The sequence below is a fragment of the Streptomyces sp. NBC_01478 genome, from assembly GCF_036227225.1.
Lineage (GTDB): Bacteria > Actinomycetota > Actinomycetes > Streptomycetales > Streptomycetaceae > Streptomyces.
Genome location: NZ_CP109444.1, coordinates 255768 through 281266, shown reverse-complemented (window position 1 = coordinate 281266; position 25499 = coordinate 255768). Strand labels below are relative to the sequence as shown.

The following is a 25499-nucleotide window of genomic DNA, read 5'->3' as shown; positions in this document are numbered from 1 at the left end:
CCGATCACTCTGCTCCGCCCGGAGACCGGATGCTGCCAGGGGTGCGACGAGCACCGCTTCTGTCATGTGACCAGTCGTGCGCGGCGGCCCTGGCAGGATGGGACATGAGCGGTGGGGAGAACGGAACTTCATGGACGTCGGTGACTTCGGTGCCGAGCAGGGACACGGGCCGGCGATCCTCGGTAGGGATCGTGAGATGTCACGGATCACGCGGCTGGTCGACGCGGTGGACGGCGACGGCCCCAAGGTGCTGGTGCTGACCGGTGAGCCGGGGGCGGGAAAGAGCACCCTGGTCGACCGGGCCGCCACGCAGGCCGCGGACCGCGGCCGACGCGTGGTGAGGGTACGGGGCTGCGAGGGCGAGCAGGACCTCGGCTTCGCCGGGGTGCACCAGATGCTGCGTCCCGTGCTCGACGGCGTCGACAGGCTTCCGGCGCGTCAGCGCGACGCCCTGCGCCACGCGTTCGGCATGGATCAGGCCGACGGATCACCGGCCCCCGAACCACTGTTGATCAGAACCGCGGTGCTGACGCTGCTCTCGGACACGGCGGCTGAGCGTCCGCTGCTGATAGCCGTCGACGACGCCCAGTGGTTGGACGTCGGCTCGCTGGACGTGCTCGCCTTCGTCGCCCGGCGGCTCGACAGGGAACCCGCTGTCCTCCTGCTCGCGGCACGAGACGGGGCGGTGCCGGCGCGCTTCGACCGTGACTTCCCGCATCTGACCGTCGATCCGCTGGACCGGGCATCGGCCGGGCTCCTGCTGGAGCGACAGCCGCAGCCGCCCCGGGGCCGGGTCCGTTCACGGATCCTCAACGAAGCAGCCGGGAACCCGCTCGCCCTCATCGAACTCGCGCGGGCCTTCGCCAGGGATCCGGACGGCGGCAACCTCGGCCCGTTCGATTCGCTGCCACTCACCGCTCGCCTTGAACACCTGTTCGCCGTCGACCTGCCCACGGTGCCACCCGCGACCCGACGAGCCCTGCTCCTGGTGGCCGCCGCGGGCACCGCACAGCTCTCGGACGTACCGGATGCGGCCGGACCGGAAGTCTGGGAACCCGCCGAGCAGGCGGGGCTCGTACGCGTCGACGGCGGCCGGGCAAGGCTCCGCCACCCCCTGGTCCGCTCCGCCGTGTACCAGGCCGCCTCCTTCGCCGAACGCCGCGACGCCCACCTCACCCTCGCCGCCGCGTTCGCGCACGAACCCGACCGCCGTGCCTGGCACCTCGCCGCCGCCGCGCTCGGCCCGGACGAAGGCGTCGCCCGTGCCCTGGCCGAGAGCGCGGAACGCCTCCAGCACCGCGGCGGCCACGCGGCCGCGGCGACCGCCCTCGAACGCGCCGCCGAACTCACCCCCGATCCGCGGGAACGCGCCCGCCGCCTGCTCGCAGCGGCCACCTCCGCCATGTACGCGGGGCACCCGCAGTGGGTGGGGGAGATCGCGGGCCGCGTCGACGGCCTCACGGACGACCCCCAGCTTCTCGCCGAAGCCTCCCTGCGGGCCGGCTGGTCCCTGGCTGTCACCCTGCGGCACGACGACTCCCTGGCCTTCCTGCTCCCCGTGGCCGAATCCATGGCCGCCCCTGCGCCGGCCCTGGCCCTGAGCGCCCTGGGCACTGCGGCGACCCCGGCGTACAACTCGGGTGACCCTCGCTACCGGCACGACATCCAGCGGATCGACGGCCTCATCGCCCGGCAGCCGGACGAGACCGACCGCGTCTGGCCGCGGGCGGCCGGCCGGCCGTTCACGGACCGGCAACAAACGCTGAAGAGCCTGCACCACGCCGTCGAAACCCTGCCGGACGGCTCCCTGACCGGCCTTGTCTCTCTCGGCGGCGCGGCCTGGATCCTGGACGAGACCGACGAGGCCGTACGCCTGCTCGACCAGGCCATGGACCAGCTGCGCCGGGCCGCCACGGCCGGCGCCAACTGCACCGTCGCGCAGGCCCTGGCCCTGGCGCACTTCGAGAGCGGAGCCTGGAGCGCGGCGCAGGCCGCCGCCGAGGAGGCCCTCTGGACGGCGACGGAGGCGGGCGCGGACAACGTCATGGTGGGGTCGCCCCTCCTTCAGGCCACCCTGCGCGCCGCTCGGGGGGACAGCGCGGGCGCGCGGGCGCAGGTGGACGACGCCGTCCGCGGCCGGGATCTGCGGAAGTCCCGCAGCCTGTACGTGCGTCACCGGCACGCGCTCGCCCTGGCCGCCCTGGCGGAGGGCGACCACGAGACGGCGTACGGCCAACTCCGCCGCGCCTTCACCCAGGACGCCCGCCCGGTCCCCGTCCACTACCACGCCTCCCTCTACTGCCTTGCCGATCTCGCGGCCGCAGCCGTCCGGGCCGGACAGGCGGACGACGCCCGTGCCGTGCTCCACGCCGCCGAGCGGACCCTGGAACAGCGGCGCTCCGCCCGTCTGGCCGCGATCGTGCACCGCGCCGCGGCACTGCTGAGCGATCCCGACGACGCGGAGTCCCGTTTCCGTGCGGCGATCGGCGACCCGGCCGGCGCCCGCTGGCCCTTCGAACACGCCCTCGCCCACCTCGACTTCGCCGAGTGGCTACGGCGCCGCCGACGCACCGCCGAAGCACGTCCCCTCCTCGGCACGGCCCTCGACATTTTCGAACGACTGGACGCACGCCCCTGGGCCGAGCGCACCGCCGCGGAACTCCGCGCGGCGGGCGTGGCCGTGGCACCTCCCGCCGTTCACGACGTCCTGGCCGACCTGACGCCCCAGGAGTTGCAGATCGCCGAACTGGCAGCGGAGGGCCTGACGAACCGGGACATCGGCACTCGGCTCTATCTCTCCCACCGCACCGTCGGCTTCCACCTGCACAAGATCTTCCCCAAGCTCGGTATCACCGGCCGCGTCCAACTGCGCGACGTCCTCGACCGCGTCCGGCGGCCGGAGTGACGTCGGGTGCAGGACCGCTGAGGCCGGGAGTACCAGCGAGCGACGGCTGATCGCGTTCGGCCGCGCTCGGTTCGGCACGGCCCAGTCGGATCTGGGTGCCGCGCCGGCCTGCGAAGGGCGGAGGGCCGTACCGTCTCCACCTACTACCAAGCGGCCCACAGCACGCCGCTGGCGGAATCGACACTGGTTGTCGACGGTGCAGGGGTGGTGCTGAACACCTGTGTGCTCACCGAGGTCGCGCCCACCTACCCGCCACCGGGCACCGTGCTGGTCTCCCAGCTCCGTACTCGGCGTGGACGTGCCCAGTGCCGGTGATGCCGTGGGTGAGGGGGCGTTGCTGTCGCCCTGGCGGCGCAGCCCCACGACTCGTTTCGGACCGGGCAGTGCGTACTGGCGTCGGGAACGCGGGCCGCCCGGGAAGTGCTGAACGATCTGGCGCGTGGCCCGGCCACGTCGGCAGGCGGTCGGCGGAAGGAACAGGGCGCGTGAGGAGCACATTCGATGCGGACAGCACGGACAGGCTGGTGATGGTGTCGCTCTTGCCAGTGCGACGGGGATGCGTGCGCTAACGACCTCGTGCACGGTTGGCCGTGGCTTGGCCCCGGGTAGCTCGTTGAACCGGGCATGATGCGGGCTGGGGCGCGCGAATTGATCGTGGCGGAGTACCGGATCACTGGATTGTCGCCGACGCTGATTGCTGAACTCGTCGCTGATATAGGGCCGTTGTGGCACGCGCAGCATCAGGCACGCCTCATGACTGGGCCGCGACGACGGGCGGTAGGGGCCGGGGCGAAGCACCAGTTCGTCTTCATTGACCGGCTGCTGGCGACTCTGGTGAGTCTGCGCCATGGCACCACTCATGACGTGCTGGCCTGCTGGTTCGGCGTGGACCGCTCCACCATCACCCGGGCCATCGGTGAAGTGCGGCCACTGCTCGCGCAACGGGGCTGTACCGTCGCGCCGGACATGCGGCTGCGGACTCTCGCCGAGGTCGTTGAGTACCTGGGTGCCGACGGTGGGACCGGGATCATCGATGGCACGGAGATCCGTGTGCGGCGCCCGGCCGCCGGCTGCAAAGACCGGGACAGGTTCGTCTCCGGGAAGACCAAGCAGAACGCCGTGAAAGTCGATGGTCCGCACGGACGCCGAGGGGCGCGTGTTGTTCTGTAGCTCTGTACGGCCAGGCAGTTGCGCCGACATCACCCAGGCCCGGCATCTGGGACTGGTTGAGTCCCTGGCCGGCGGCCCGTTCATGGAGATCCTCGCGGATGTCGGCTTCCAGGGCATGGGCGCGCAGACCGGCGGACTCGTGGTGACACCGCTACATCGCAAGTTCAAGAAGAACGCTCCCGCCTGGTACGAGGAGCGGCTCGAACAGCAGCGCAAGGCGCACTCTTCACAGCGCATCCGTGTCGAGCACGGCATCGCACACCTCAAGAACTGGCGGGCTCTCGCCCGCCACCTTGGCCGCCGTGAACGCATGAGTGACATCGTCCAGGCCGTCGCCGGTCTGCTCTCACATCAGCAGACCACCACCCTCGACCACGGCCTTCGAGCCTGAACACCGACAACGCCACACACCTCGACGTGCCACGGCCAACCGTGCACGAGGTAGTTCGTTAGGCGGGGCGGCGGGTGCCGGGCTCTGACGTGTAGCCGGCACCCGCTTTCGGGTTCGCTGGTTGCCTCGCCGTCCGGTCCTCCCGGCTCTAGATCTCGGGGTGCAGGTCTCGAACGGTGCTGGCCTGCTCGAGCAGCTTGCCGATGTGCAGGACGGTCGACTCGGCGTGCCAGGCGGCGGCGACCTGGACGCCGATCGGCAGGCCCTCGGAGCTGGTCCCGAAGCGCAGCGACAAAGCGGGCAGGCCCGTGACGTTGAACTGGACCGTGTAGGACTGGATGTGGCCCGCGTCGACGGTCTCGCCGTCGATCACGAACGTGGCGGCCCCGTGCGGGTACGCAGGGATTGGGAGCACGGGCAGGATGACGGCGTCGAAGCGGGAGAAGTACTCGGCGTAGCCGTCGCGGATCCGGTCGAAGGCCTGCTCGACGTCGACGTACTCCTCGACTGGGGTGAGCGGTGTCTCCATCAGGGCCTTGGTGTACTTGTACATCTGGCCCTCGTGGCCGGCCGTCGCGGCGGCGACGGCCGGCTTGAGCTCGTTGACGTGCTGCTTGTAGAACAGCGCGAGCGGATTGTCGACGCGCAGCGCGGGGACCGACACCTCCTCAACCTGTGCCCCTGCGGCGCGGAGCGCTTCGGCGGCGTTGCGGACGGTCTGGGCGACCTCCGGGTCGACCGGCCCGAGACCGGAGTCGACGAACCAGCCGACGCGCAGCTGACGCGAAGGCGTCGCGCCGACGCCGGCGTCGTACCCGTTCGGGGCGACCGAGGCACCGTCGGCGCCGTCCGGCCCGTTGAGGACCGAGTACGCCAGCTCGACGTCGCGGACCGACCGCGCCATCGGGCCGACGTGCCAGACCCGGCGGGGCTCACGCGGCCAGATCCCGGTCATCGGGACCCGGCCGTGGGTGGGCTTCAGTGCCACGATGCCGGTCAGCGCCGCCGGACCGCGGACCGAGATCGTCAGGTCGGTGCCGAGTCCGATCGGGCTCAGCCCGGCCGCGATCGCGGCGGACTCGCCGCCACTGGAACCGCCCGAGGTGCGCTCGAGGTTCCACGGGTTGTTCGTCGTACCGGTCAGCAGGTTGTCGCTCTCACAGGCGTACGAGAACTCGGGCAGGTTCGTCTTGGCCAGCAGGATGCCTCCGGCCGCCTTCATCCGGGCGACGCTCGTGGCGTCGGCGTCGGGAACGCGTCCCGCGAAGATCGGCGACCCGCGCTGGGTCAGTACACCGGCGGTGTCGATCGAGTCCTTAACGGTGAACGGCACGCCGTGGAACGGCCCGACCGCTTCCCCCGAGGCCAGCGCGTCGTCGGCGGCCCGCGCCTCATCGAGGGCGCTCTCGTTGAGCGACACGATCGCCTTCAGCTGCGGATCGACGGCGTGGATCCGGTCGAGATACGCCTGGACGACCTCGACCGAGGTCACCTTCCCGGTCCGGATGAGCTCGGCGAGGGCCGAGGCGTCCGAGTAGATCGGCTCGGTGTTCATGATTCTCCTTCGACGCCGGAGTAGACCGGTCGTCTCTAATTGGACATGCGTCACCGGTTGGCAACGCAAAGGAGGGATTACTGCTTCATCAGTCGACGCGTGCTGGCCATGGCTCGCTGCAGGGAGTCTGGCGTGCGCTGCACCTTCGTCATCACGCTCGCGCCGAGCCACGCGTCGTACTGGCTCAGCGCAAGTTCTCGGGGTGTTGTTTCCACGGCGCCGGCGGGAAGGGAGCCGTCGTCGAGAGCGATCGTCAGGAGCCTCTCCAGCCGATCCATGATCTGTGAGGTTCCTTCGGCGAGCTGCAGCCGCATCGCTTCCGAGAGGTCGGAGACTTCCGCTGCGAGCTTGACGACCAGGCACTGCCCTTGGCAGTCGTCCGCGGTCTGGACGTCGTAGAACCACTGCCAGTACGCCATGGTCCGCTCGGCGCCGGTCTTTGACGTGTCGGCGATGATGCGATCCATCGTGGTCAGGTAGCTGTGGAAGTAGTTCTTCATCAGCGCTTCCCCGAAGGCGTCCTTCGACGGGAAGTGGTGGTAGAACGATCCCTTGGGGACCGCGGCTTCCTTGAGGATCACGGTGAGGCCTGAGGCCGCGTAGCCGCTGTGCGCGATAAGCCCCTGCGCCGCGTCCAGGATCCGCTGACGAGTGTCGGTCTCCCCAGTGGCCGTACGAGCACGGTAGCTCGAGTAGACCGGTCGTCTTCTCCTCGGCAGATCGCCAGTCCGGGGCTTCACCCGTTCATCGCCTTCGGGAGAGTCACGTGAGTTCCTGATGGGAGCCGGCGGAGCCGGCTGGAAGGTTCGGTCCCTCCAGCCTGGCGGCGTCGGATGCTCAGACCGCGGGCATGAGATCGGTAGCGGCCCAGTGATCCAGCTCGCTCAGCCGGGTCTGAAGCGCGTTCCGGATTGCGTCGATCGCGTCCTGCCCGACTGCCAGTCGCAGCGGCGGCTCGTCCATGGTCGCGACGGTGAGAATCGCGTCCGCCACCGCGTTCGGGTCACCCATCGCGTCGGCGGGAATCTGCGAAACGTGCTCGAGGAACGCGCCGACGGTGGGCAGGTAGGGCTCGCTCGGCGGTACGACGTGAGCCGAGGTGGTGAACTCGGTTGCGAACATGCCGGGCTGGATCACGGTGACCTTTGCGCCAGTCGGTGCGAGTTCGAGAGCGAGCGCTTCGCTGAAGAGCTCCACAGCGGCCTTCGACGCCGAGTAGAGCCCGGACGCCGGCCAGGCGAAGGACCCCACCAGTGAGGAGAGTTGCACGATGCGACCCTTCGACGCGCGGATCGCGGGGAGCGTGGCGCGCAGTACGGCCAGATTCGCGGACACGTTGGTGTCGAAGTTGGCCTTCGCCTCGTCGGCGCTGGTTTGCTCGACTGATCCGAACAGACCGTAGCCTGCGTTGTTCACCACGACGTCGAGCCCGCCGGCGGCCCGAACGGCGTCTCCGACGGTCTTCTCCGCGCCGGGGTCGGTCAAGTTGAGGACGATCGCAGTGACACGGCCTTCCGGTGCGGATGCGACGAGGTCGTCGAGGCGGTCGCGACGGCGGCCGATGGCGATGACCTGGTTGCCGGAGGCGATGACGCGGTCGGCGACGAGCCGGCCGAATCCGGAGGTGGCACCGGTGATGAGCCAGGTGGACATGTGAGGGTCTCCCTTGTGATGGTTGTTTTGTTGCCCGTGGCATCAGTCAAGCCGTCGGAAGAGACCGCCGAGGCCTCGGAGCAAGCCCTTCCGGTCCTGGGTTCGCGCTGCCTAGGACCGGCAGGGCCAGGCAGCCGCCGGATCCGCCCCGTACACCGGAGGAGGATGTCCCCATGACCCGCAACGAGGAGTTGGGAGACTTCCTGCGCGCTCGGCGCGCGGCGCTCGATCCGGTCGCACTGGGAATCATCGACGAGCAAAAGCGGCGTGTTCCCGGTCTCCGGCGCGAGGAGCTCGCCCGGCTGGCGGGCGTGAGCGTGGACTACTACACGCGGCTGGAGCAGGGACGCCCGATCGAGCCGTCTGATGCCGTACTGGACGCGATCGCCGGCGCGCTACAGCTTGACCGGGCTGAACGGAACTACTTGCAGACCGTCGCCGTTCGGCCGCGCCCTGCCCGCACACGTGGCAGTCGGTCCGCCCAGGTGCTGAGGCCGGGAGTCTTCGCGCTCATCGAGCAGCTCGGGGATGTGCCTGCCTACGTCCTCGGCCGCCGTACCGACGTCCTCGCGGCCAACCGGGCGGCACGGGCGCTTCTCGCAGACTTTCCGGCCATGCCGGCCAAGCACCGCAATGCCGCGCGTTGGGTGGTGCTCGACGAGGCGGCGCGATCCCTGTGGGCCGACTGGGAACGGATCGTCGCCGAGCTGGTAGGGGCGCTCCGGATGGACGCGGCCCGCTATCCGGACGATCCCAAGACCACCGAGCTCGTCGGTGAGCTGTCGATCAAGAGCGAGCACTTTCGCAAGTGGTGGGCCGAACAGAAGGTGGTCGAGTTCGCCCATGGCCCGAAGCGTCTGCACCATCCGATCGTCGGCGACCTGACATTGGAGTCCGAAGTCGTCACCTTCCCCGGCGAACCGGACCAGGCGCTGTTCGTCTATCTCGCCAAGCCCGGTACGTCTTCCGAGCATGCGCTCCGCATGCTGACGAGCTGGTCGAGCCCGTCGGCGCCTTCCATGGACGTCGGCTAGCGTTCGACCCATCACGCAGACCCAGGCCTCGGTGTTGACCAGCAGGATTTCACCCCTGGTGGTACCCGTTGCCGCGCCGGAAGTCGGCCAGAGGTAACGATCAGCAGTTTTGTAGACGAGCACGTTTGCCAAGATGAACCTCCGCACCGTAACCAGACATGGCCTGCTAGAGGGCGTCTGAAAAGCCTGTCAGTGGGCTGGTCTTGCGAGGCGGCGCACGAGGAGGAGGGCCATGGACAGGTAGATGGCATTCTCCGAGCAGACGCGCAGGTACTCATAGTCCTTCGACAGGCGGCGGCACCGACCCAGCCAGGCGAACGTCCGCTCAACCACCCAACGGCGCGGGACCACCGCGAGGAGGGGCACTGCCGGTGGTGTCCCTACCTTCGACCAGGTCGAACGGAATCCTCCGTCGCGGCGCTGCACGACCTCCACGGTGATGCCGGTGGCTTCTCGGGCCCAGCTGTGGAAGTCGGCGCCGCGGTAGCCCTGGTCCGCTCACACGTGTTGCAGGCGTGGAAAGGTGTCGGCGGCCCGGGAGAACAGCAGCGCGGCACCGTCGCGGTCGCCGACGTTGGTCGGGCTCACGCAGGTGACCAGGACGGTGCCGCGGGTGTCGACGAGCAGGTGTTGCTTGATGCCGCTGACCTTCTTGCAGCCGTCGTAACCGTGCTGGCCACCGCGTTCTGGCCCAGACGTTCTGACTGTCCACGATGGCAGCGCTGGGGGTGGGTTCGCGGCCGAGCTGTACCCGCTCGCGTTCGCGCAACGCCGTCAACATCTGCTCCCACACGCCTTCTTGCTGCCATCGCCGCCAGTAGTGATAGACCGTCTGCCACGGCGGCAGGTCATGCGGCAGTAGTTTCCAGGCACAGCCGGCCCGCAGCCAGTACGCCAGCGCGTTGAGGATCTCCCTCCAGGTGTGTTTCGCCGGCCGACCACCGGACTTGACTGCCGGAACCAACGGACGGAGGATCTCCCACTCCGCATCGGACAGATCCGTCGAGTAACGGGTACGTAGCCCGCACACCCCAGCCCCCGAAAGTGCGCACCACCCCGCTACCAGGCAATTTGCCCGCTGGGCAGGCTTTTCGGACGCCCTCTAACACCGCCTTCACCGACGACGAGCATCTCGAACGCACTCTCCGCCGGGGCCTGCGCCATATCCAGCTCCGGCCCGACCTCATCGACGGTTGTCTCGCCGGCACCGGACTCACCCTCACCCTCACCCTCACCCAGCACCCGACAACAACCCGACGAGCTCAGTAGGCCTGGTCAAGCTGCTTACAGGCGGGCCCTTCGTGGAGATTCTGGCGGACGCCGGCTCCCAGGGACTGGGAGCCCAGACGGGCGGACGTGTGGTCACACCACCGCACCGCAAGTTCAAGAAGAACGCCCCGGACTGGTACGAGGAAATGCATGAACGCCAGCGCAAGGCCCACTCCTCCCGCCGTATCCGCGTCGAGCACGGCATCGCCCACCTCAAGAACTGGCGGGTCCTCGCCAGGCACCACGGCCGCCGCGAGCACATGACCGACATCATCCAAGCCGTCGCCGGACTGCTCTCCCACCAGCAGACCGCCACCCTGGCGACCGATTGCCACGTGTGAACACCAGGCGAAGCCGAACTCCGCGACGCGCCACCGCCAACCATGCACGAGCCCGTACCCAGCCTGCTCATCCACACATCGTGACAATTATTCCCCGGACTTGGTCACGTTCTCACCGGTCATCGACGCATCTTCCATGATCGGGAGTTGCACCGAACGTCTTGCAGTCCCCGTCCCGAGTCGGGTGGAGCCGTGCCGTCCTGTTGCCTCTCACTTTCCGAAGCCGGCGGTGAGTCCGCCGATGAGCTGGCGGCGGCCCAGGACGTAGAGCACGAGGATGGGCAGTGTGGAGAGGACCACTGCGGCCAGGATCGCGGGGACGTTGATGGTGAACTCGCCCTGGAAGCTCCACACGAACAGGGGCAGTGTCCTCTTGTCCGGGCTCTGGGTGAGGATCAGCGGGAAGAGGAAGCCGTTCCAGACATTCAGGGCGTCGTAGATGACGACCGTGATCAGAGCGGGGCGGGACAGGGGAAGTGCGAGGCTCCACAGCATGCGCCAGTGACCGGCGCCGTCCGCGCGCATCGACTCGTACAGTTCGTCAGGGATGTCGCGCAGGAAGTTGACCAGGATGATCACGGTCAGCGGGATCGCGAACGCCGCCGAGGGGAGCACGATCGCGCCCAGGGTGTCGTACATCTGCGCCTTGGCGATCAGGTAGTAGACCGGGATGATCGTCGCCTGCAGCGGGATGGCGAGGCCCAGCAGGAAGACGCTGAACGCCCAGCGCAGGGCCCGGCTGGTGCCGCGCACGATCGCGTAGGCCGCCAGGAAGGAGACGACGACGGTCAGCAGCGTCGCGCCGACCGTGACCAGCGTGCTGTTGAGGAGGTAGTGCGTGAAGCCGTTGTCGAGGACCTGACGGTAGTTGTCCAGGGTGGGGTGTGAGGGGACGGAGAGCGGGTTGGCGTCGAAGAAGCCCTCGCGGGTGCGCAGGCTGGTGACGAGGACCCAGTAGACCGGCACGAGGACGATCACCAGCCAGAGCAGTCCGCCCACTGCACCGAGCGGGTTGGCGCGGCGCAGGCTGCCGAGGGAGTTGCGCCACGGGTGTGCCGGCGGCGGTTCGTCCTGGGGCGATGTGCCGGGGGAACCGGTGGACGGGGCGTGGGAGAGCACGGACATCACATACCTGCCTGCTGGCTGCGCATCCGGTTGAAACCGGAGAACCGGGTGAGGGCGAGGGAGACGACGAGTCCTGCCACGACGAGCACCACGGAGATGGCGCTGGCGAGGCCCATCTCGTTGCTCTGGAAGCCCGTGATGTACATGTCGAGCGGCAGGATGCGGGTGGCGTAGCCGGGACCGCCGCCGGTGAGGACGAAGACCAGGTCGAAGTAGGTGAGCGAGCCGACGACCATCAGCGTCGAGGACGTGACGATGGTGTAGCGCATCTGGGGCAGGGTGATGTGCCAGAACTGGGCGAGGCGGCCCGCGCCGTCGATGGAGGCGGCCTCGTAGAGCGAGGCGGGGATCTGCCGGGCTCCGGCTTGGTAGAGCAGGGTGTGGAAGGGCACGAACTGCCAGGTGATGACGAACACCACGGCGTAGAAGGCCAGTTGGGGGTCGCCGAGCCAGTCCTGGCCGAGGATGGGCAGGTTCAGGGCCGCGCCGAGGCCGAAGTTGGGGTCGAGGAGGTTCTTGAAGATGACGGCGATCGCGGCCGTGGAGATCAGCAGCGGGACGAAGTAGAAGAGGGCGAACAGGGCGCGGTAGCGCTGCTTTCCGGCGACGAACACGCCCAGCAGGAGGCTGATCGGGGTCTGCACGATCCAGGAGAACACCATCATCTTGACGGTGAGCCACAGGGCGTGCCGGGTGACGTCACTGGTCAGTGCCTCGCGCCAGTTGTCTGCTCCTGCCCACGCCGGGCTGCCCAGACCGTCCCAGCGGGTGAAGCTCAGGTAGATCACGATCGCCATCGGCACGAGCGCGAACAGGGCGAACAGCAGCAGGGCGGGCAGGGCCATGAGGAACGGCGGGCCGCCGGCGCCGGCACGCGCCGACGGGGCCTTGGAGGCGGTGGAGGCGCTCACCCCTGCGCCGCCTTGTCCATCTGGGCGCAGAACTGCTGCGGGCTGATCTCGCCGAGGAAGAGCTGGTCGAGGTGGGTGAGCAGGTCGTTGCCGAGTTCGGGGGTGAGCGCCTGGTCCCAGGAGAGCTGGAAGCTCTTGGCGTCGCGGGCGAGGCCGTAGACGTAGGTTGTCCAGTCCGCGTTGTCGGTGGTCTTGAGCTTGGCGTCGAGGTCCTTCACCGGCGGGACATCGCCGTTCTTGAGGAGGCTGTCGATGTAGGTGTCGTTGTAGACGCCGTCCTTGAGGTAGGCCACCGCGGTCTTCTTCTCCTTGGCGCTCGCCTGCGCCGACACAGAGAAGAAGTTGGCCGTGTTGCCGACGATGTTGCTCGCGTCGCCCTTGCCGCCGGAGACGGCCGGGAAGCCGGACCAGCCGAGGTTGCCGGCGGAGACGAACTTCGGCGAGCCGGTCGCCATCGTGCCGTAGGCCCAGCTGCCCTGGAGGATCATCGCGGCCTTGCCGGTGTAGAGCTGGGCTTCGGCCTGGCCGGTGTCGGCGGAGACGGAGGTGAAGCCCTTGGCGAAGCCGCCGGCGTCCACGAGCTGCTTGATCATCTCCGCGGCCCTGAGGACGGCCGGGTCCGACCAGGCGCCCTTCTTGCCGGCGGCGATGTTCGCGAAGGTTTCGGGTCCGCCGACCCGGTCGACGAGGTACTCCAGCCACATCAGGTCGGGCCACTTGGAGGCGCCGCCCATGGAGATCGGCGCGATGCCCTTCGCCTTGAACTTCTTCACCAGGGCGAGAAGGTCGTCCCAGGTCTTCGGCGGCTCGGCGCCCACCTTCTCGAACAGCTGCTTGTTGAAGTACAGGACCACCGGCTGTACGCCGTTGACCGGGACGCCGTAGGTCTTGCCGTCGAAGGTGGTGGACTTCAGCACCGAGGGGAAGATGCGGTTCTTCCACGCGGGGTCGGCGTTCAGATCGGCGGTGAGGTCGGCGACCTTGCCCGCGTCCACATAGGTCTTCAGGCCGCCGCCGCCCCAGTTCTCGAACAGGACCGGCCCGTTTCCGGCGCCCACGGCGGTGCGCAGCTTCTGCTTGTAGGGGTCGTTCTGGAAGTACTGGTAGTTGATCTTGCTGTCGGGGTGCTCCTTGTTCCACTCCGTGGCGGAGGCCCGGAAGGTCGCTTCGGAGCCCTGGGTCAGTGCCCACGCCAGCGCGCCGTCACCGGAGCCGCCGCCGGCGGTCCGCCCGCTGCTGCCGCAGGCGGTGAGGGTCAGGGCCAGGACCGCCGCCGAGGCGGTGACCAGGACACGGGAGGGGATTCTCGCGGGCATGGGGAGCTCCTTCGGCTCTTCAGAGGTTCGAACGCACCGGACGGCTCGTAGGGCTCGTCAGCGGCGCGATACGCGACTCGAAACTTTTCGAAACCTTTGCGTTTTCTGGCCGACAAATTAGGTGCCGGTTTGTCGCGGGTCAAGATGCCGGACGAAATAAATTTCTGCCCCAAGCCTGCTCTGGACCACTCCGAAACCTTGCGCTACCTTCCCCGTAAACCTTCGAAAGGACCAGCATGGCGAAGAGAGCCGTCGAGCGGACGACCCTGACCGGCATCGCCGAGGCAGCCGGGGTCTCGGTGGCCACCGTGTCGAAGGTGGTCAACGGCCGCAGTGACGTCTCGCCCGAAACCCGGGCCCGCGTCGAGCAGTTGCTGGTCGAACGCGACTACGTGGCCCGTGGTCCGGGCGGCGCGCAGTCGCCGGTACGGACCATCGATCTGACCTTCGACCAGCTGGTCAACCCCAACAACCTGGTGATCACCCAGGGTGTGACGCAGGCCGCGGCCGAGGCCGGCGTCGACGTCGTCATCGGCACGGCGCCCGACGACCCCCTGGGCGCCGCCTGGGCCCGGAAGGTCACCAACGCGGGGCGGGAGGGCGTCATCCTGGTGACGTCCGAGCTGACCGCCCGCCAGCGCGCGCAGTTCGCGCAGCACGGCATCCCGCTGGTGCTGATCGACCCGATGAACGTGCCCGACGACACCGTGCCCAGCATCGGCGCGACGAACTTCAGCGGCGGCATGGCCGCGACCGAACACCTGCTGAAACTCGGCCACCGCCGGATCGCGATGATCGAGGGACGGCATGACGCCGTGTGCAACACCGCCCGTCTGCACGGCTACCAGGCCGCGCTCAGCGGTGCCGGCCTCACCCCCGATCCCCTCCTCATCAAGCGGGGAGCCTTCCGGTTCGAACCCGCCTACCAGGCCGCCCAGGAGCTCTTCGCCCTCGACGAGCCGCCCACGGCCGTCTTCGCCGGAAATGACCTGGAGGCGTTCGGAGTCATCGAGGCCGCCCGGATCCAGGGACTGCGCGTACCGGAGGACGTCAGCGTCGTCGGCTTCGACGACACCGCCGCCGCCAGCACCTCGGCCCCGCCCCTGACCACCGTCCGGCAGCCCTTCGCCGAGATCGGCCGCGCCGCACTGCGCACCCTGCTCCGGCTCACCGCGGGCGAACCCCTGGACAGCCACCGGGTGGAACTGGCCACCCAGCTCGTCGTCCGGTCCTCCACCGCACCACCGCCCACCCCTTCTTCTTCCTGAATCACACGCGCCGCCCTGCGCCACCACCCCGAGGAACGCACCATGACCACACCTTGGGCCGATCCGGCCTGCCCCCGTACCGACAGGGTCGAGGCCCTGCTCGCGGAGATGACCTTGGAGGAGAAGCTGGCCCAGCTCGGCAGCGCCTGGCCCGGCGTCGAGCGCGTCAGCGGCAACGTGGCCCCGATGCAGGACGTCTTCGCCCGCCACACCGACTTCGAACAGGCCAGCAAGGACGGCCTGGGCCACATCACCCGCCCGTTCGGCACCAAGCCGGTCGATCCCGCCGAAGGGGCCCGTGAACTCGCCGCCCTCCAGCGCGAGTTGATGGAGACCACGCGGCTCGGCATCCCCGCCATCGCCCACGAGGAATGCCTGACCGGCTTCACCGCCTACCATGCGAGCGTCTTCCCCACCCCCCTCGCCTGGGCCGCCGCCTTCAACCCCGACCTCGTCGAACGCATGGCCCACGCCATCGGCACCAGCATGCGCCAGGTCGGCGTCCACCAGGGCCTCTCACCCGTCCTGGACGTCGTACGCGACTACCGCTGGGGCCGGGTCGAGGAAACCCTCGGCGAGGACCCGTACCTCGTCGCCACCAGCGGCGCCGCCTACGTACGCGGCCTGGAGAACGCCGGGATCATCGCCACGCTCAAGCATTTCGCCGGGTACTCCGCCTCCAAGGCCGCCCGTAATCACGCCCCTGTCTCCATGGGACCCCGCGAGTTCGCCGACGTCATCCTGCCGCCGTTCGAGACGGCGATACGCGAGGGCGGTGCCCGCTCGGTGATGAACTCCTACGCCGATGTCGACGGCATGCCCGCCGGCGCGGACGCCGGGCTCCTGACCCGACTCCTGCGCGAGGACTGGCAATTCGAGGGCACGGTCGTCTCCGACTACTGGTCCATCGCGTTCCTGCGCACCATGCACCGCATCGCCGCCGACTACGGCGAGGCCGGCGCCCGCGCCCTCACGGCGGGCATCGACGTCGAACTGCCCGACACCCTCTGCTACGGCGAACCCCTCACCGAACTCGTCCGCGCGGGAACGGTCTCCGAAGACCTCGTCGACCGGGCCGTGCGCCGCGTCCTGCACCAGAAGGCCGAACTCGGCCTGCTCGACGCCGGCTTCACCCCGGAGGGCGACGTCGAGGGACCGATCGACCTCGACCCGCCCGCGCACCGCGCCTTGGCCCGCGACCTCGCCGAGCAGAGCATCGTCCTGCTCGACAACCGGGAGAGCCTCCTGCCTCTCGCCGCGGACACGGCGTCCATCGCCCTGGTCGGACCCTGCGCCAACGACGCCAACGCGTTCTTCGGCTGCTACTCCTTCCCCAACCACGTCCTGCCCCACCATCCCGGCCACGACAACGGCATCGAGACGCTCTCACTGCTCGACGCCCTGGCCACGGAACTGCCCCGCGCCCTGATCACCTACGAACAGGGCTGCCCCGTCAAGGACATCGACCGTGACGGCTTCGACGCGGCGGTGGAAGCAGCCCGGCAGGCGCAGGTGTGCGTCGCCGTCGTCGGCGACCGCGCCGGCCTCTTCGGCCTCGGCACCTCGGGCGAGGGCTGCGACGCCGAGGACCTTTCGCTGCCGGGTGTCCAGGGCGAACTGGTGGAGGCCCTGCTCGCCACCGGCACCCCGGTCGTGCTCCTCGTCGTCTCCGGCCGCCCGTACGCGCTCGGCGCCTACGCCGACCGAGCGGCCGCCGTCATCCAGGCGTTCTTCCCCGGAGAGGAGGGCGGCCCCGCCCTGGCCGGGGTGTTCTCCGGGCGGACCACACCTTCGGGCAAACTGCCCGTTCAGATCCCGCGTACCCCGGGCGGCCAGCCCGGCACCTACCTGCACGCCCCGCTCGGTGGCAACACCGAGGGCGTCAGCAACCTCGACCCCACCCCGGCCTACCCCTTCGGACACGGACTGTCGTACACGACGTTCGCCTACGACGGGTTCGAGCTGAGCGCCCAGGAGATCCGCACGGACGGCGAGGTCGAGATCAGCTGCCTGGTCCGCAACTCGGGCGAGGTCCCCGGCTCCGAGGTGGTCCAGCTCTACACGGCCGACCGCATCGCCCAGCTCCCGCGCCCGCTGACGCAGCTGACCGGCTTCGCGCGCGTCCGGCTGGCCCCCGGTGAACAACGCAGGGTCACCTTCCGCCTGCACACCGACCGCCTCGCCTACACCGGTCCCTGCCTGAAGCGCATCGTCGAACCCGGAGAGATCACCGTCATGATCGGAGCATCCAGCACCGACATCCGCCTCACCGGGACCGTCCACCTGACCGGGCCGGTCCGCGAGCCCGGCAACGATCGAGTACTGATCACACCGGTCGACGTCGGCTGAGCGCGAGATCTCCGTCCCGGTGCCTGGGTGGTCGGCAGTAAAGCCTTCTGGCATCAGCTGTACCGGGGATCCCCCTATTTCTCCATGGGGATCCCCATCTGAAAATTCCCATGCCGCCGGACGACGCGCCGGTGATCGCCCGGCGCCCGGCGAACTCAACATCCCTGTGCACGCGGCCCGTAGGCGCCTCGTCTTCTTGCCGTGCCACACGGGGAAGCAGGACAGGCGGGGCCCGCTGGATGTGCGCGTGGAGCAGCTCGACGGCCCGAGCGACCTGCTGGGAGACCGCCGCCTCAGCGGTTGCCGGGGACTCGCCCCTCGCCGAGCATGCGTTTCACACCGGGCTTCGCCCCAGTCGCCCGGCGATTGCAGCCGCGCTTCGGGAGCACGAGATGACCGGCTCAACAGCTTCGTCTCCCGGATCAAACGAAGATCAAGGACAAGGCCGTCGCCCTGGACCTCGAACACAAGGAGTCACCCAGCCGCCTTGCCCCACGAGGGCTGACCGTCGTCGCGGACACCACCCGCGGACCGGTCCGGCTGGCCGACACGGGCGGCGGGGAGAACTGGCTCGGCTACCACATTGCAACCCTGCTCAGCATGCACGAGTGGTTCTCTGAGCAGCACAATCCCGTACCCGCCTCCTTGTCCTTGACCAACCGTCCCAGGTCCACTTCCCGGAAGACGCTCCAGACGGCACCGCGTTGGCCGGACCCGACAGAACCGCCCTGCTCAACCTCTACAAGACGATCGACGCCCTTGACGGCGACTTCCAGGTGATCGTGATGGAGCACGCGGACCTGGACGACGAGCCCTTCCGCAGCTCGGTCTAAGACCGTTTCCTACATGGTCAGTTGGTGGTTGTGCTGGGCATGGGGAGTGGACGGTGGGGATGGATCGTTCCGGACGGCTTGTGGGAGTTGGCGAGGCCGTTGCTGCCGCCGGCGCGGGTTCGTCCGCAGGGCGGCGGGGTCGCGAACATCGATGACGAGGCGTCTTCGCCGCGATCGTCTACGTCCTGGTCAGCGGCTGCGCATGGCGGGCGTTGCCGCCGTGCTTCGGGGCGTCGAAGTCGACCGTGCACCGCCGCTTCGCCATCTGGTCCCGGGCCGGTGTCTGGGGCCGACTGCACCAGAGAGTTCTCCAACTCCTGGACGAGCAGGGCCTGATCGACCTGTCCCGTGCAGTCCTCGACTCAGCTCATGTCCGCGCTAAAAAGGGGGCGAACACACAGGTCCGAGCCCCGTGGACCGAGGTTCCCCCGAGATGCGGAGTGTGTTGACAGAGGGTCAGATGGTTCTCATGAGAGGAACATCGACCATGGCCGCTCCCAGAAAGTACTCGCTGGAGTTGCGTGAGCGTGCGGTGCGGATGTACCGCACCTCCGACCCGAAGCCGCAGATCAAGAAGCTTGCTGTCGATCTCGGCGTGCATCCGGAGGCCCTGCGCGGCTGGATCCGTCAGGCCGAGGCGGACGCCGGCGAGCGGGATGACCGGCTGACCACCGATGAACGCGCCGAACTCGCCGCGCTGCGCAAGGAGAACGTCCAGCTCAAGCGGGCGAACGAGGTCCTGCGGACGGCTTCGGCGTTTTTCGCGGCGCAGCTCGACCCGACCCGGCCCAGGTGACGGCGCTCGTCGACGAGCACCCGCACCTGGGAGTCGAGTGCGTACTGCGGGAACTGTCCATCGCCTCCTCGACGTACTACCGCTGGCGTCGTGCCGAGCGCGAGCCGTGCGAACGCCGGCGCCGGGACGTGGAACTCACCGAGCAGATCAAAGAGATCCACGCCGACTCGGGCGGGATCTACGGCTCGCCGCGCGTGCACGCCGTGCTCAAGCGCGAGGGCGTCCATGTGGGCCGCAAGCGGGTCGAGCGCCTGATGCGCGAGGCCGACATCGCGGGCGTCAGCCCACGCCGAAGCGCCTTCACCCGCCGCGATCCCAAGGCCACACTCGCCCCGGACCTGGTCGAGCGGGACTTCGCCGCACCCGCGCCGAACCGGCTGTGGGTCACCGACCTCACCATGATCACCACCGGTGAGGGGCCCTTGTGGCTCTCGGCGATCCGGGACGCGTTCTCTCGCCGGGTCGTCGCCTGGGAGACCTCCGCCCGCGCGGACGCCGACCTGGTCCTGACCACCCTCGAGTACGCCCTCGCCTCCCGCGAGGTCGAGCCCGGCACGCTCGTCCACCACGCCGACCACGGCTGTCAGTACACGTCCGTGAAGCTGACAACTCGCCTGGTGCGGGCGGGAGTTCACGCGTCCATGGGCTCAGTCGGGGACTCTTACGACAACGCCCTCGCGGAGAACCTGTGGATGCTGATCAAGACGGAGTGCATCCGCGGGCGCGTTTTCGCCACCCGGGCCGAGGTGAACCTCGCGCTGTTCGAGTACATCGACGGCTTCTATAACTCCCGGCGCATCCAGAAACGGCTCGGCTACCTCAGTCCGGTCGAGTTCGAGGAGAAGCACTACGCCGACCAGGCACCGGCCAAACGAACGAACCTGAAACCCCGTCAACCCGCCCTGACCAGCTGATCAGCACCTCCCGCACACCGGGGGAACCTCCCGTGCTTCTCCTGGTTGGCTCCGGTCTGTGGCGCAGGGTGTTGGTTCTGGTGCCGGGTGTGTGTTGTTTGTTGTGGGGTGGCTGGGTTGGTTGTTGGTGCTGGCGTGGGTTGTGGGGCGGGTTGGTTGGTGTGTGGGTGTTTTTAGGCTGCGTTGTTGTTTGTGTCGGTTGTGATGGCGGTTGCGGTTTCTGCTGTGTTGGTGTGTGTGGTGAGGGTGGCGATGGTGTGTGCTCGTTGGGGGGTGAGGTTGAGGGTGGTGAGGGTGGCGGGGTGGGTGATGGTGGGGAGGGTGTGTTGGAGGAGGGTGGTGATGGTGGTGGGGAGGTTTTGGTAGTTGGTGGTTGCTTGGGACATGGCTTGGATGCCGGCGAAGGCGCCGACGAGTATTTGGGCGGTTTCTTGGGGGTTGACGTGGGGGAGGAGTTCGCCTTGTTGTTGGGCTTGGGTGAGGAGGTTGGTGACGATGGTGGTCCAGTGGTGGAAGGGGGCGGTGCGGTCGAGTCCGTCGGCGCGTTGGTCGAGGGTGAGGCGGACGCCGGCGCGGACGAGGGGGTCTGTTTGGAGGCGGTGGGCGTGGAGCATGGTGGTGTCGATGAGTTCTTGGGTTTTGCAGGGGTGTGGGGGGACGGTGAGGTTTTGGTCTTGTCCGGCGAGGACGCCTTGGGCGAGTTGTTCTTTTGATTTGAAGTGGAAGTAGAGGGCGCCTTTGGTGACGTTGGCGGTGGTGAGGATTTCGCTGATGGTGGCGGCTTGGTAGCCGCGTTCTTCGAAGACGGTGGCTGCGGCCATGAGGATGGTGTGGCGGGTGCGGATGGCGCGGTCTTGTTTGGGTTGTGGCATGGGGTGGCTTTCTTTCGGTGCGGGTGGGGTGCCCGCGGTTAAAAATACCGTCCAGTTCGTATAGTCTACGGGGTTTGGTGGGGGGTCCGGGGGGTTGTGCGGTGATCGGTTGCCGGGTGTGTGGTGGGCGGGTGTGGGGTGTGGGGGTGGGTTTCTGCGGGTGAACCCACATTTTTTGCGGCGATTTGTCCGCATCTGTGTCTGATTGTTTTGTGTGGGGTGGGTTTTTTGTTGTAGGGGTGGGTTCGGTTGCCGGGCGGGTTTGTTTCTGTGGTCCGGCCGGTGGGTGTGGGTGGGGGTGTTCTGTCCGGCGGGTGGGGGTGCCGGGTGGTGCCGGGTGGTTTGTGGTGGGCCGTTGTGCTGGTGGTCCGGGGTGTGGTGGCCGGCCGGGCGGGGGTGTGGTGCTGGCCGGGCGGTGGGTGTGTGGGGTGGTGGGGTCTGAGGGGGGTGCTGTTCGGGGTCCGGTTCGCGGCCGGCGGGTTTTCCCGGCCGGGCGGTCGGCGGTGTTCGGCGGGGGTGCGGTTCGGGGGCGGGCGCGGTGGTGCGGGCGGGAAGGCCCCGGGGCGTGTCGTGGTGTCCGTGGGTGTGTCCGGTGGCGGGGCGGACTGTCCGGTGGCGTGGGTGTCCGGTGTCGGTCCGGGGCGGGGTTTTCGGTTCGGTCCGTGGCGTGGTGGCCGGTGGGGGTGTGGTTGGCGGGGGTGGTGGCCTGTGGGGGTGTGGTCGTGCTGGTCCCGGTGGGGGTGGGGTGCGGGGTCGGCCGGGGGTGTGGTGGGGGTGGTGGCGGGGGTGTTAGGGGGTGGTGGTGGTGATGGTGGAGTGGAAGACGGGGCGGTTGTTCTGGTGGCAGGTGATGTGGATGGTCTGGTGGGGGGTGGGGCGGGTGGTGGTGGGTGTGGGGGTGGGGTGGGTTTGGAGGTGGCAGGGGGTGTCGAGTTCGGCGTAGTTGGTGAAGGTGGTGGTGAGGGTGAGGGGGAGGGTGGGGTGGCCGAGGTGGGCGGTGGTGGCTTGGCGGGCGGCTTCGAGGAGGACCATGCCGGGGATGTGGTCGACGGGGTGGTCGAAGAGGACGGGGTGGCGGGTGTCGGTGCGGAGTTGCCAGGTGTGGGGGTGGGGGGTGGGGGTGAGGACGACGTCGGTGGGGGAGGTGCGGCCGACGGTCTGGGGTGCGGTGGGGGCGGTGAGGGGGAGGGGGGTGGTGTGGGTGCGGTTGCCGCGGAGGCGCCTGTAGACGGCGGGGGGTGTGCAGGTGCAGGAGGCGTCGGCGCGGGCGAGGGTGTGGCCGTCGCGGCGCAGGGTGCTGGTGTAGCGCAGGGCGGCGGTGCGGCCGCGGCGGCGGGTGATGTCGGAGCAGGTGACGTCGATGGTGAGGGCGGCGGGTGCGGGGCCGACGTGGAGGTGCGCGGGGTCGAGGGTGAGGGTGAGGTCGTGCATGACGAAGTTGTGGTCGAGGGGGACGCCGTATTCGGTGTGGGCGAGGAGGAGTCCGCTCTGGCGGATGGTTTCTGCGGCGATGAGGGGGTCGTGGCGGCCGTTGATGGGGGTGAAGAAGGAGTGGGCGCGGGGCCATTGGGCGCTGACGGTGAAGCGGTCCTGGCCGGTGCGGTGCCAGTCGGTGAGCAGGACCTCGGCGACGGAGGCGCGGTGGACGAACTCCTTGGGGACGGTCCGGGTCAGGGAGAGGTGACCGAAGGCGTCCTGGCCCGCTGACACCCCGGCACCCGCGGCACCCGCGGCACCCGCGGACATCCTGTCCCCGGCGCCCGCGGGCATCCCGGTGCTCCTTGTGTCCGCGGTGCCTGCGGGCATTGCGGTGCGGGTGGTGTTCGTGGACGGTCCGGTGCCCGTGGTGCCCGTGGTGCCCGTGGTGCCCGTGGTGCCCGTGGTGTGCGTGGTGTGCGTGGTGTGCGTGGTGTGCGTGGTGTGCGGGGCGGGTGGTGCGGTGTCCGGGGTGTGTGCGGGTGTGGCTGGTGGTGCGGTGTCCTGCGGGGCGGGTGCCGTGGTGCGGGCCGGGCGGTGGGTGTGGAATGTGGGTGCGGACATGGTTCCCCCTGGGGCCGGGATCGGGACGGATCGGGTGAGGTGCGGTGCCCCGCGGTGTCCCGCCGTACGCGACGGGACGGGGTGGGGCGGGGTGGGGCGTGCGGTGCCGTGTCGTGCAGGGCGGTGCGGCAGCGTGGTGCGGCGGTGCGGTGCACTCGTGCGGTGCCGTGCGGTGCGGTGTGACGCGGTCTCCGGACCAGAAGATACATACCACTCGGTTTTCTTTCTAGGGGTATCGGGGCTTCCGGGGGCACGAAATGCGGAGGGGGCCGCTCCGTGCCGGATGGCCGGAACCGTGCCGGGGGGCGTGGCGCCGGGCTTCGGGGGGCCGGTGGTGTGCGCGGTGCGGCGCGGCGGGCGGCGGCCGGCCGGGGCGGGGTGCGGGGGCATCCCGGACCGGTTGCGGCGGGGGCGGTGCGGGGTGGTTCTCGAGCGGGGCGGGAGTGGTCCTCCAGTGCGCCGGCGCAGGGTGGCCGCACGTCGGGAAGAAGGGAGTGCGGGCCGGGTGAGCAGCGCGGAGAGTGTTTTCCGGGTGGAGCGCGGGCGGGCGAGCCGGGAGGAGCTGGCGGCGCTGTGCGCCGTGCTGTGCGCGGTGCTGGCCGCCCGCGCGGACGACGGCGGCGACGGCGGCGACGGTGGCGGAGACGGCGGCCGGGTGCGGGGTCAGGCGTGGCACCGGGGGCGGGCGGGTGCGGTCTACCGGCCGCCCCGTGCCTGGCGGTGACGGCCCGGCGGGCTGCCGGGGTGGCCGGTTCGGTGGGTGCGTTTCCCGCCCCCTCATGTAAACCACGCATGCGGTTTGTTACGGTGGGGTGGCATCGTCCGGCCGCGCGGTGGGGGAGGGGTACGCCGTGAAGGGTTGCCGGCGTCCTGTCCCGCCGGCCGGTGCGGGCGTCCGCCGTGCCCCGGGAGGACACCGGCACCCGCCCGCACCGCCCGCACCGCCCGCACCGGTCGGTCGGTCGGTCGGTCGGTCGTGGAGTCTTCCGGCGCCCCACGGCACGGCGCGCTGCGGTTCCCGGGGGTGCGGGGTGTTCTGGCGGCTTCCGGCGGTGCGGACTGTCCCGGGTGCGGGCGGGCGGTGCTGTTGGTGGTCCGGTGCCGGGTGGTGGCGCGGTGCGTGGTGCGCCCGGCCCGGTGTCCGGCACGGCGCGCCCCGCCACGGCCGGGCCCGGCGCCCGGCGGGGTGGGGGTCCTGTCCGGGCTCGGGGCGGCCCGCTGGTGCTGGATGTTGTCCGGTGGTGGCGGGCCTGCCGGGTGTGCTGCGGGGTGCCGGCCTGCGGTGCGGCGCGCGGGGTCTGCCCGCGGGGGGTCCGCGTGCCGCGGTGGCCGGGCGCCCGGGTGGCCGGGCGTTGGGTGTCCGGCGTCGTGGTGCCCGGGGGCCGGGTGCGGTCTGTCCGGTGCTGTCGCCGGCTGCGCCGCTGTGCGTACGGCGTCCGTCTTTTCTGTCTTCGGCCTGCGGTCCGGCTGTCTTCCGCCCGGTGTCCGGTGTCCGGCGGCGGTGTGTCCCTGCCGGGCGGATGCAGGGGGCGGTATGCCGGTGTGTCCGTCCGTTCCTGCTCTTTCCCGCGGGCCGGCGGGTGTGGCGGGTGTGGGGTTTCCCTTTGGTGTTCTCGGTTCGGTGACGGAGTGTTGGATGGTCAAGCAGGAGCGTGCGGCGCGTACCCGGGAGGCCCTGGTGCGGTCGGCGGCGGAGAGTTTCGCCGGTCAGGGGTTTGCCACCGCGTCGCTGGCGGTGATCAGTGCGGGGGCGGGGGTGAGCAGCGGGGCGCTGCACTTCCATTTCGCGGGCAAGGCGGAGCTGGCGGACGCGGTGGAGGAGTCCGCGGCGGACACCCTGCGGGTGCTGACCGGGCGGGTGGCGGGTGAGGAGGCGGGGCCGCTGCAGCATCTCATCGACGTGACGCACCGGCTGGCCGGGCGGCTGCGTGAGGACGTGGTGCTGCGGGCGGGGTTCCGGCTCGGCGGTGACATGACCCGGGTGCCGTGTGCGGATCTGCGTGCGCTGTGGCAGGGGTGGGTGGGGGAGGCGGTGCACCTGGCCGGGCGGGGCGGCGAACTGCGCCGGGGGGTCGCGCCCGCGGGGGTGGTGAGCGCGGTGGTGGCCGCGACGGTGGGGTTCGAGGTGCTCGGCGCGCGGGACACGGCGTGGCTGTCGCGGCCCGTGATCGCCCAGTTCTGGCGGCTGCTGCTGCCCACGCTCGCCCCGGTGGCACTGCACGCCGCCCTCGACACCGCCGGCACCACCCCCCGCCCCTAGACCGCCCGGCCACCCCCTCCCTCCCTCCTTCCCTCCCTCCCTTCACCCACCCGGCCCCGGCCCGCCCCGGCCCGCCCCGTCCCGCCTCTGCTTGCCCGGCTCGCCTTCTTCCGGTGATCCGCCGCACGGCCGGAACGGGCAGCACACTTCCGGCCGCACACCCCGCCCCCCGCCCCCCTGGGGATGCCCCGTCGGCACCCCCGGGGAGGGCGCCGGCTGCGGACCGGGGTCCGCCGTACGGCGGAGAGCGCGGCCGAAGGCCGGGACGGACGCCCCCGCCCCGCGCAACCCCCGTACGCCCTGAACACCCCGCACCCCCCACGCGCGGCGCACGCCCACCCCGCACATCCCCTCACCCCGCACATCCCCCCGCCCGGCATCCCCCGCACACCTGGCCCGGCATCCGGTGCTCCGTGTCCCGCGCCGGCTCCCGGCCGGGCGGTCCGCCCGTGCCGCGCCCCTGTCCTGCCGGCGTGTCCCGTGCGTGTCCTGCCCGT

Annotated in this window: 19 protein-coding genes and 5 pseudogenes; 15 read left to right on the top strand and 9 right to left on the bottom strand. The window is 69.9% G+C overall.

What is annotated here, in order from left to right; genetic code table 11:
- Positions 1 to 97: 97 nt before the first annotated feature.
- From OG223_RS01180 to OG223_RS01165, 4 genes and pseudogenes are all read left to right on the top strand, one after another.
- Positions 98 to 2905: an ATP-binding protein gene (locus OG223_RS01180; protein WP_329241045.1), complete on the top strand. Its 2808-nt coding sequence runs from the start codon at positions 98 to 100 to the stop codon at positions 2903 to 2905.
- Between the two features lie 126 nt (positions 2906 to 3031).
- Positions 3032 to 3394 (top strand): annotated as a pseudogene (locus OG223_RS01175) (amine oxidase); the annotation flags it as partial.
- A gap of 165 nt (positions 3395 to 3559) precedes the next feature.
- Complete coding sequence (locus OG223_RS01170; protein ID WP_329265077.1) at positions 3560 to 4075, top strand: helix-turn-helix domain-containing protein; 516 nt, start codon at positions 3560 to 3562, stop codon at positions 4073 to 4075.
- Entirely contained in the window at positions 4065 to 4466 is a 402-nt protein-coding gene (locus tag OG223_RS01165; protein ID WP_443073672.1) for a transposase family protein, read from the top strand. The genes OG223_RS01170 and OG223_RS01165 overlap by 11 nt, the downstream gene beginning before the upstream one ends.
- Before the next feature lie 148 nt (positions 4467 to 4614).
- On the opposite strand, the gene OG223_RS01160 is transcribed toward OG223_RS01165, so the two are convergent.
- The 3 genes from OG223_RS01160 to OG223_RS01150 form a co-directional block, all read right to left on the bottom strand.
- On the bottom strand, positions 4615 to 6021 hold the full coding sequence (locus OG223_RS01160; RefSeq protein WP_329241039.1) for an amidase: 1407 nt from the start codon (positions 6019 to 6021) through the stop codon (positions 4615 to 4617).
- Positions 6022 to 6098: 77 nt separating this feature from the next.
- Positions 6099 to 6659, bottom strand: a complete 561-nt coding sequence (locus OG223_RS01155) for a TetR/AcrR family transcriptional regulator (RefSeq protein ID WP_329265075.1) — start codon at positions 6657 to 6659, stop codon at positions 6099 to 6101.
- A gap of 199 nt (positions 6660 to 6858) precedes the next feature.
- On the bottom strand, positions 6859 to 7674 hold the full coding sequence (locus OG223_RS01150) for an SDR family oxidoreductase (RefSeq protein ID WP_329241036.1): 816 nt from the start codon (positions 7672 to 7674) through the stop codon (positions 6859 to 6861).
- 173 nt (positions 7675 to 7847) lie between these two features.
- On the opposite strand from OG223_RS01150, the gene OG223_RS01145 reads away from it, so the two are divergent.
- Complete coding sequence (locus OG223_RS01145) at positions 7848 to 8708, top strand: helix-turn-helix transcriptional regulator (protein ID WP_329241033.1); 861 nt, start codon at positions 7848 to 7850, stop codon at positions 8706 to 8708.
- 189 nt (positions 8709 to 8897) lie between these two features.
- Here the strand turns inward: OG223_RS01145 and OG223_RS01140 are convergent.
- A pseudogene (locus OG223_RS01140) lies at positions 8898 to 9738 on the bottom strand (IS5 family transposase).
- Between the two features lie 71 nt (positions 9739 to 9809).
- Here OG223_RS01140 and OG223_RS01135 point away from each other — a divergent pair.
- Positions 9810 to 9977 (top strand): annotated as a pseudogene (locus OG223_RS01135) (IS630 family transposase); the annotation flags it as partial.
- Positions 9978 to 10009: 32 nt separating this feature from the next.
- Positions 10010 to 10318 (top strand): transposase family protein, encoded by a 309-nt coding sequence (locus tag OG223_RS01130; protein ID WP_329241030.1) that lies wholly within the window; start codon positions 10010 to 10012, stop codon positions 10316 to 10318.
- A gap of 210 nt (positions 10319 to 10528) precedes the next feature.
- Here the strand turns inward: OG223_RS01130 and OG223_RS01125 are convergent, their stop codons facing one another.
- From OG223_RS01125 to OG223_RS01115, 3 genes are all read right to left on the bottom strand, one after another.
- Entirely contained in the window at positions 10529 to 11443 is a 915-nt protein-coding gene (locus OG223_RS01125; protein ID WP_329241027.1) for a carbohydrate ABC transporter permease, read from the bottom strand.
- A complete protein-coding gene (locus OG223_RS01120) occupies positions 11443 to 12288 on the bottom strand; it encodes a carbohydrate ABC transporter permease (RefSeq protein ID WP_329265073.1) in 846 nt (281 codons plus the stop codon). The genes OG223_RS01125 and OG223_RS01120 overlap by 1 nt, the downstream gene beginning before the upstream one ends.
- 62 nt (positions 12289 to 12350) lie before the next feature.
- Positions 12351 to 13670, bottom strand: a complete 1320-nt coding sequence (locus OG223_RS01115; RefSeq protein ID WP_329241024.1) for an ABC transporter substrate-binding protein — start codon at positions 13668 to 13670, stop codon at positions 12351 to 12353.
- A 236-nt stretch (positions 13671 to 13906) separates the two neighbouring features.
- Here OG223_RS01115 and OG223_RS01110 point away from each other — a divergent pair, with 236 nt between their 5' ends.
- The 6 genes and pseudogenes from OG223_RS01110 (at position 13907) to OG223_RS01085 (ending at position 19830) form a co-directional block, all read left to right on the top strand.
- On the top strand, positions 13907 to 14938 hold the full coding sequence (locus tag OG223_RS01110; protein ID WP_329241021.1) for a LacI family DNA-binding transcriptional regulator: 1032 nt from the start codon (positions 13907 to 13909) through the stop codon (positions 14936 to 14938).
- 42 nt (positions 14939 to 14980) lie between these two features.
- Positions 14981 to 17287: a glycoside hydrolase family 3 N-terminal domain-containing protein gene (locus tag OG223_RS01105; RefSeq protein WP_329241018.1), complete on the top strand. Its 2307-nt coding sequence runs from the start codon at positions 14981 to 14983 to the stop codon at positions 17285 to 17287.
- A gap of 432 nt (positions 17288 to 17719) precedes the next feature.
- A pseudogene (locus tag OG223_RS53850) lies at positions 17720 to 18120 on the top strand (DUF3732 domain-containing protein).
- A gap of 39 nt (positions 18121 to 18159) precedes the next feature.
- Positions 18160 to 18550 (top strand): annotated as a pseudogene (locus OG223_RS01095) (transposase); the annotation flags it as partial.
- 57 nt (positions 18551 to 18607) lie between these two features.
- Entirely contained in the window at positions 18608 to 18916 is a 309-nt protein-coding gene (locus OG223_RS01090) for a transposase (protein WP_179436216.1), read from the top strand.
- The gene (locus OG223_RS01085) at positions 18913 to 19830 is read left to right on the top strand and encodes an IS3 family transposase (RefSeq protein WP_329241015.1); all 918 of its coding nucleotides are present in this window, start codon (positions 18913 to 18915) and stop codon (positions 19828 to 19830) included. The genes OG223_RS01090 and OG223_RS01085 overlap by 4 nt, the downstream gene beginning before the upstream one ends.
- Positions 19831 to 20003: 173 nt before the next feature.
- Here OG223_RS01085 and OG223_RS01080 read toward each other — a convergent pair whose 3' ends face one another.
- Together OG223_RS01080 and OG223_RS01075 are read right to left on the bottom strand one after the other, a co-directional pair.
- The gene (locus OG223_RS01080) at positions 20004 to 20702 is read right to left on the bottom strand and encodes a ScbR family autoregulator-binding transcription factor (protein WP_329241013.1); all 699 of its coding nucleotides are present in this window, start codon (positions 20700 to 20702) and stop codon (positions 20004 to 20006) included.
- A 789-nt stretch (positions 20703 to 21491) separates the two neighbouring features.
- On the bottom strand, positions 21492 to 22742 hold the full coding sequence (locus OG223_RS01075; protein ID WP_329241010.1) for a ScbA/BarX family gamma-butyrolactone biosynthesis protein: 1251 nt from the start codon (positions 22740 to 22742) through the stop codon (positions 21492 to 21494).
- 505 nt (positions 22743 to 23247) lie between these two features.
- On the opposite strand from OG223_RS01075, the gene OG223_RS01070 reads away from it, so the two are divergent.
- Together OG223_RS01070 and OG223_RS01065 are read left to right on the top strand one after the other, a co-directional pair.
- Positions 23248 to 23466, top strand: coding sequence for an acyl-CoA carboxylase epsilon subunit (locus OG223_RS01070; RefSeq protein WP_329241007.1), 219 nt, complete (start codon positions 23248 to 23250; stop codon positions 23464 to 23466).
- A 912-nt stretch (positions 23467 to 24378) separates the two neighbouring features.
- Positions 24379 to 25002, top strand: coding sequence for a ScbR family autoregulator-binding transcription factor (locus OG223_RS01065; protein WP_329241004.1), 624 nt, complete (start codon positions 24379 to 24381; stop codon positions 25000 to 25002).
- Positions 25003 to 25499: the final 497 nt, after the last annotated feature.

Bases quoted from the DNA above. Each gene is read 5' to 3' on its own strand.
- OG223_RS01180 (WP_329241045.1), top strand. From the start codon at position 98: ATGGGACATGAGCGGTGGGGAGAACGGAACTTCATGGACGTCGGTGAC.
- OG223_RS01160 (WP_329241039.1), bottom strand. From the start codon at position 6,021: ATGAACACCGAGCCGATCTACTCGGACGCCTCGGCCCTCGCCGAGCTC.
- OG223_RS01150 (WP_329241036.1), bottom strand. From the start codon at position 7,674: ATGTCCACCTGGCTCATCACCGGTGCCACCTCCGGATTCGGCCGGCTC.
- OG223_RS01145 (WP_329241033.1), top strand. From the start codon at position 7,848: ATGACCCGCAACGAGGAGTTGGGAGACTTCCTGCGCGCTCGGCGCGCG.
- OG223_RS01125 (WP_329241027.1), bottom strand. From the start codon at position 11,443: ATGTCCGTGCTCTCCCACGCCCCGTCCACCGGTTCCCCCGGCACATCG.
- OG223_RS01120 (WP_329265073.1), bottom strand. From the start codon at position 12,288: ATGGCCCTGCCCGCCCTGCTGCTGTTCGCCCTGTTCGCGCTCGTGCCG.
- OG223_RS01115 (WP_329241024.1), bottom strand. From the start codon at position 13,670: ATGCCCGCGAGAATCCCCTCCCGTGTCCTGGTCACCGCCTCGGCGGCG.
- OG223_RS01110 (WP_329241021.1), top strand. From the start codon at position 13,907: ATGGCGAAGAGAGCCGTCGAGCGGACGACCCTGACCGGCATCGCCGAG.
- OG223_RS01105 (WP_329241018.1), top strand. From the start codon at position 14,981: ATGACCACACCTTGGGCCGATCCGGCCTGCCCCCGTACCGACAGGGTC.
- OG223_RS01090 (WP_179436216.1), top strand. From the start codon at position 18,608: ATGGCCGCTCCCAGAAAGTACTCGCTGGAGTTGCGTGAGCGTGCGGTG.
- OG223_RS01080 (WP_329241013.1), bottom strand. From the start codon at position 20,702: ATGCCACAACCCAAACAAGACCGCGCCATCCGCACCCGCCACACCATC.
- OG223_RS01075 (WP_329241010.1), bottom strand. From the start codon at position 22,742: ATGTCCGCACCCACATTCCACACCCACCGCCCGGCCCGCACCACGGCA.
- OG223_RS01065 (WP_329241004.1), top strand. From the start codon at position 24,379: ATGGTCAAGCAGGAGCGTGCGGCGCGTACCCGGGAGGCCCTGGTGCGG.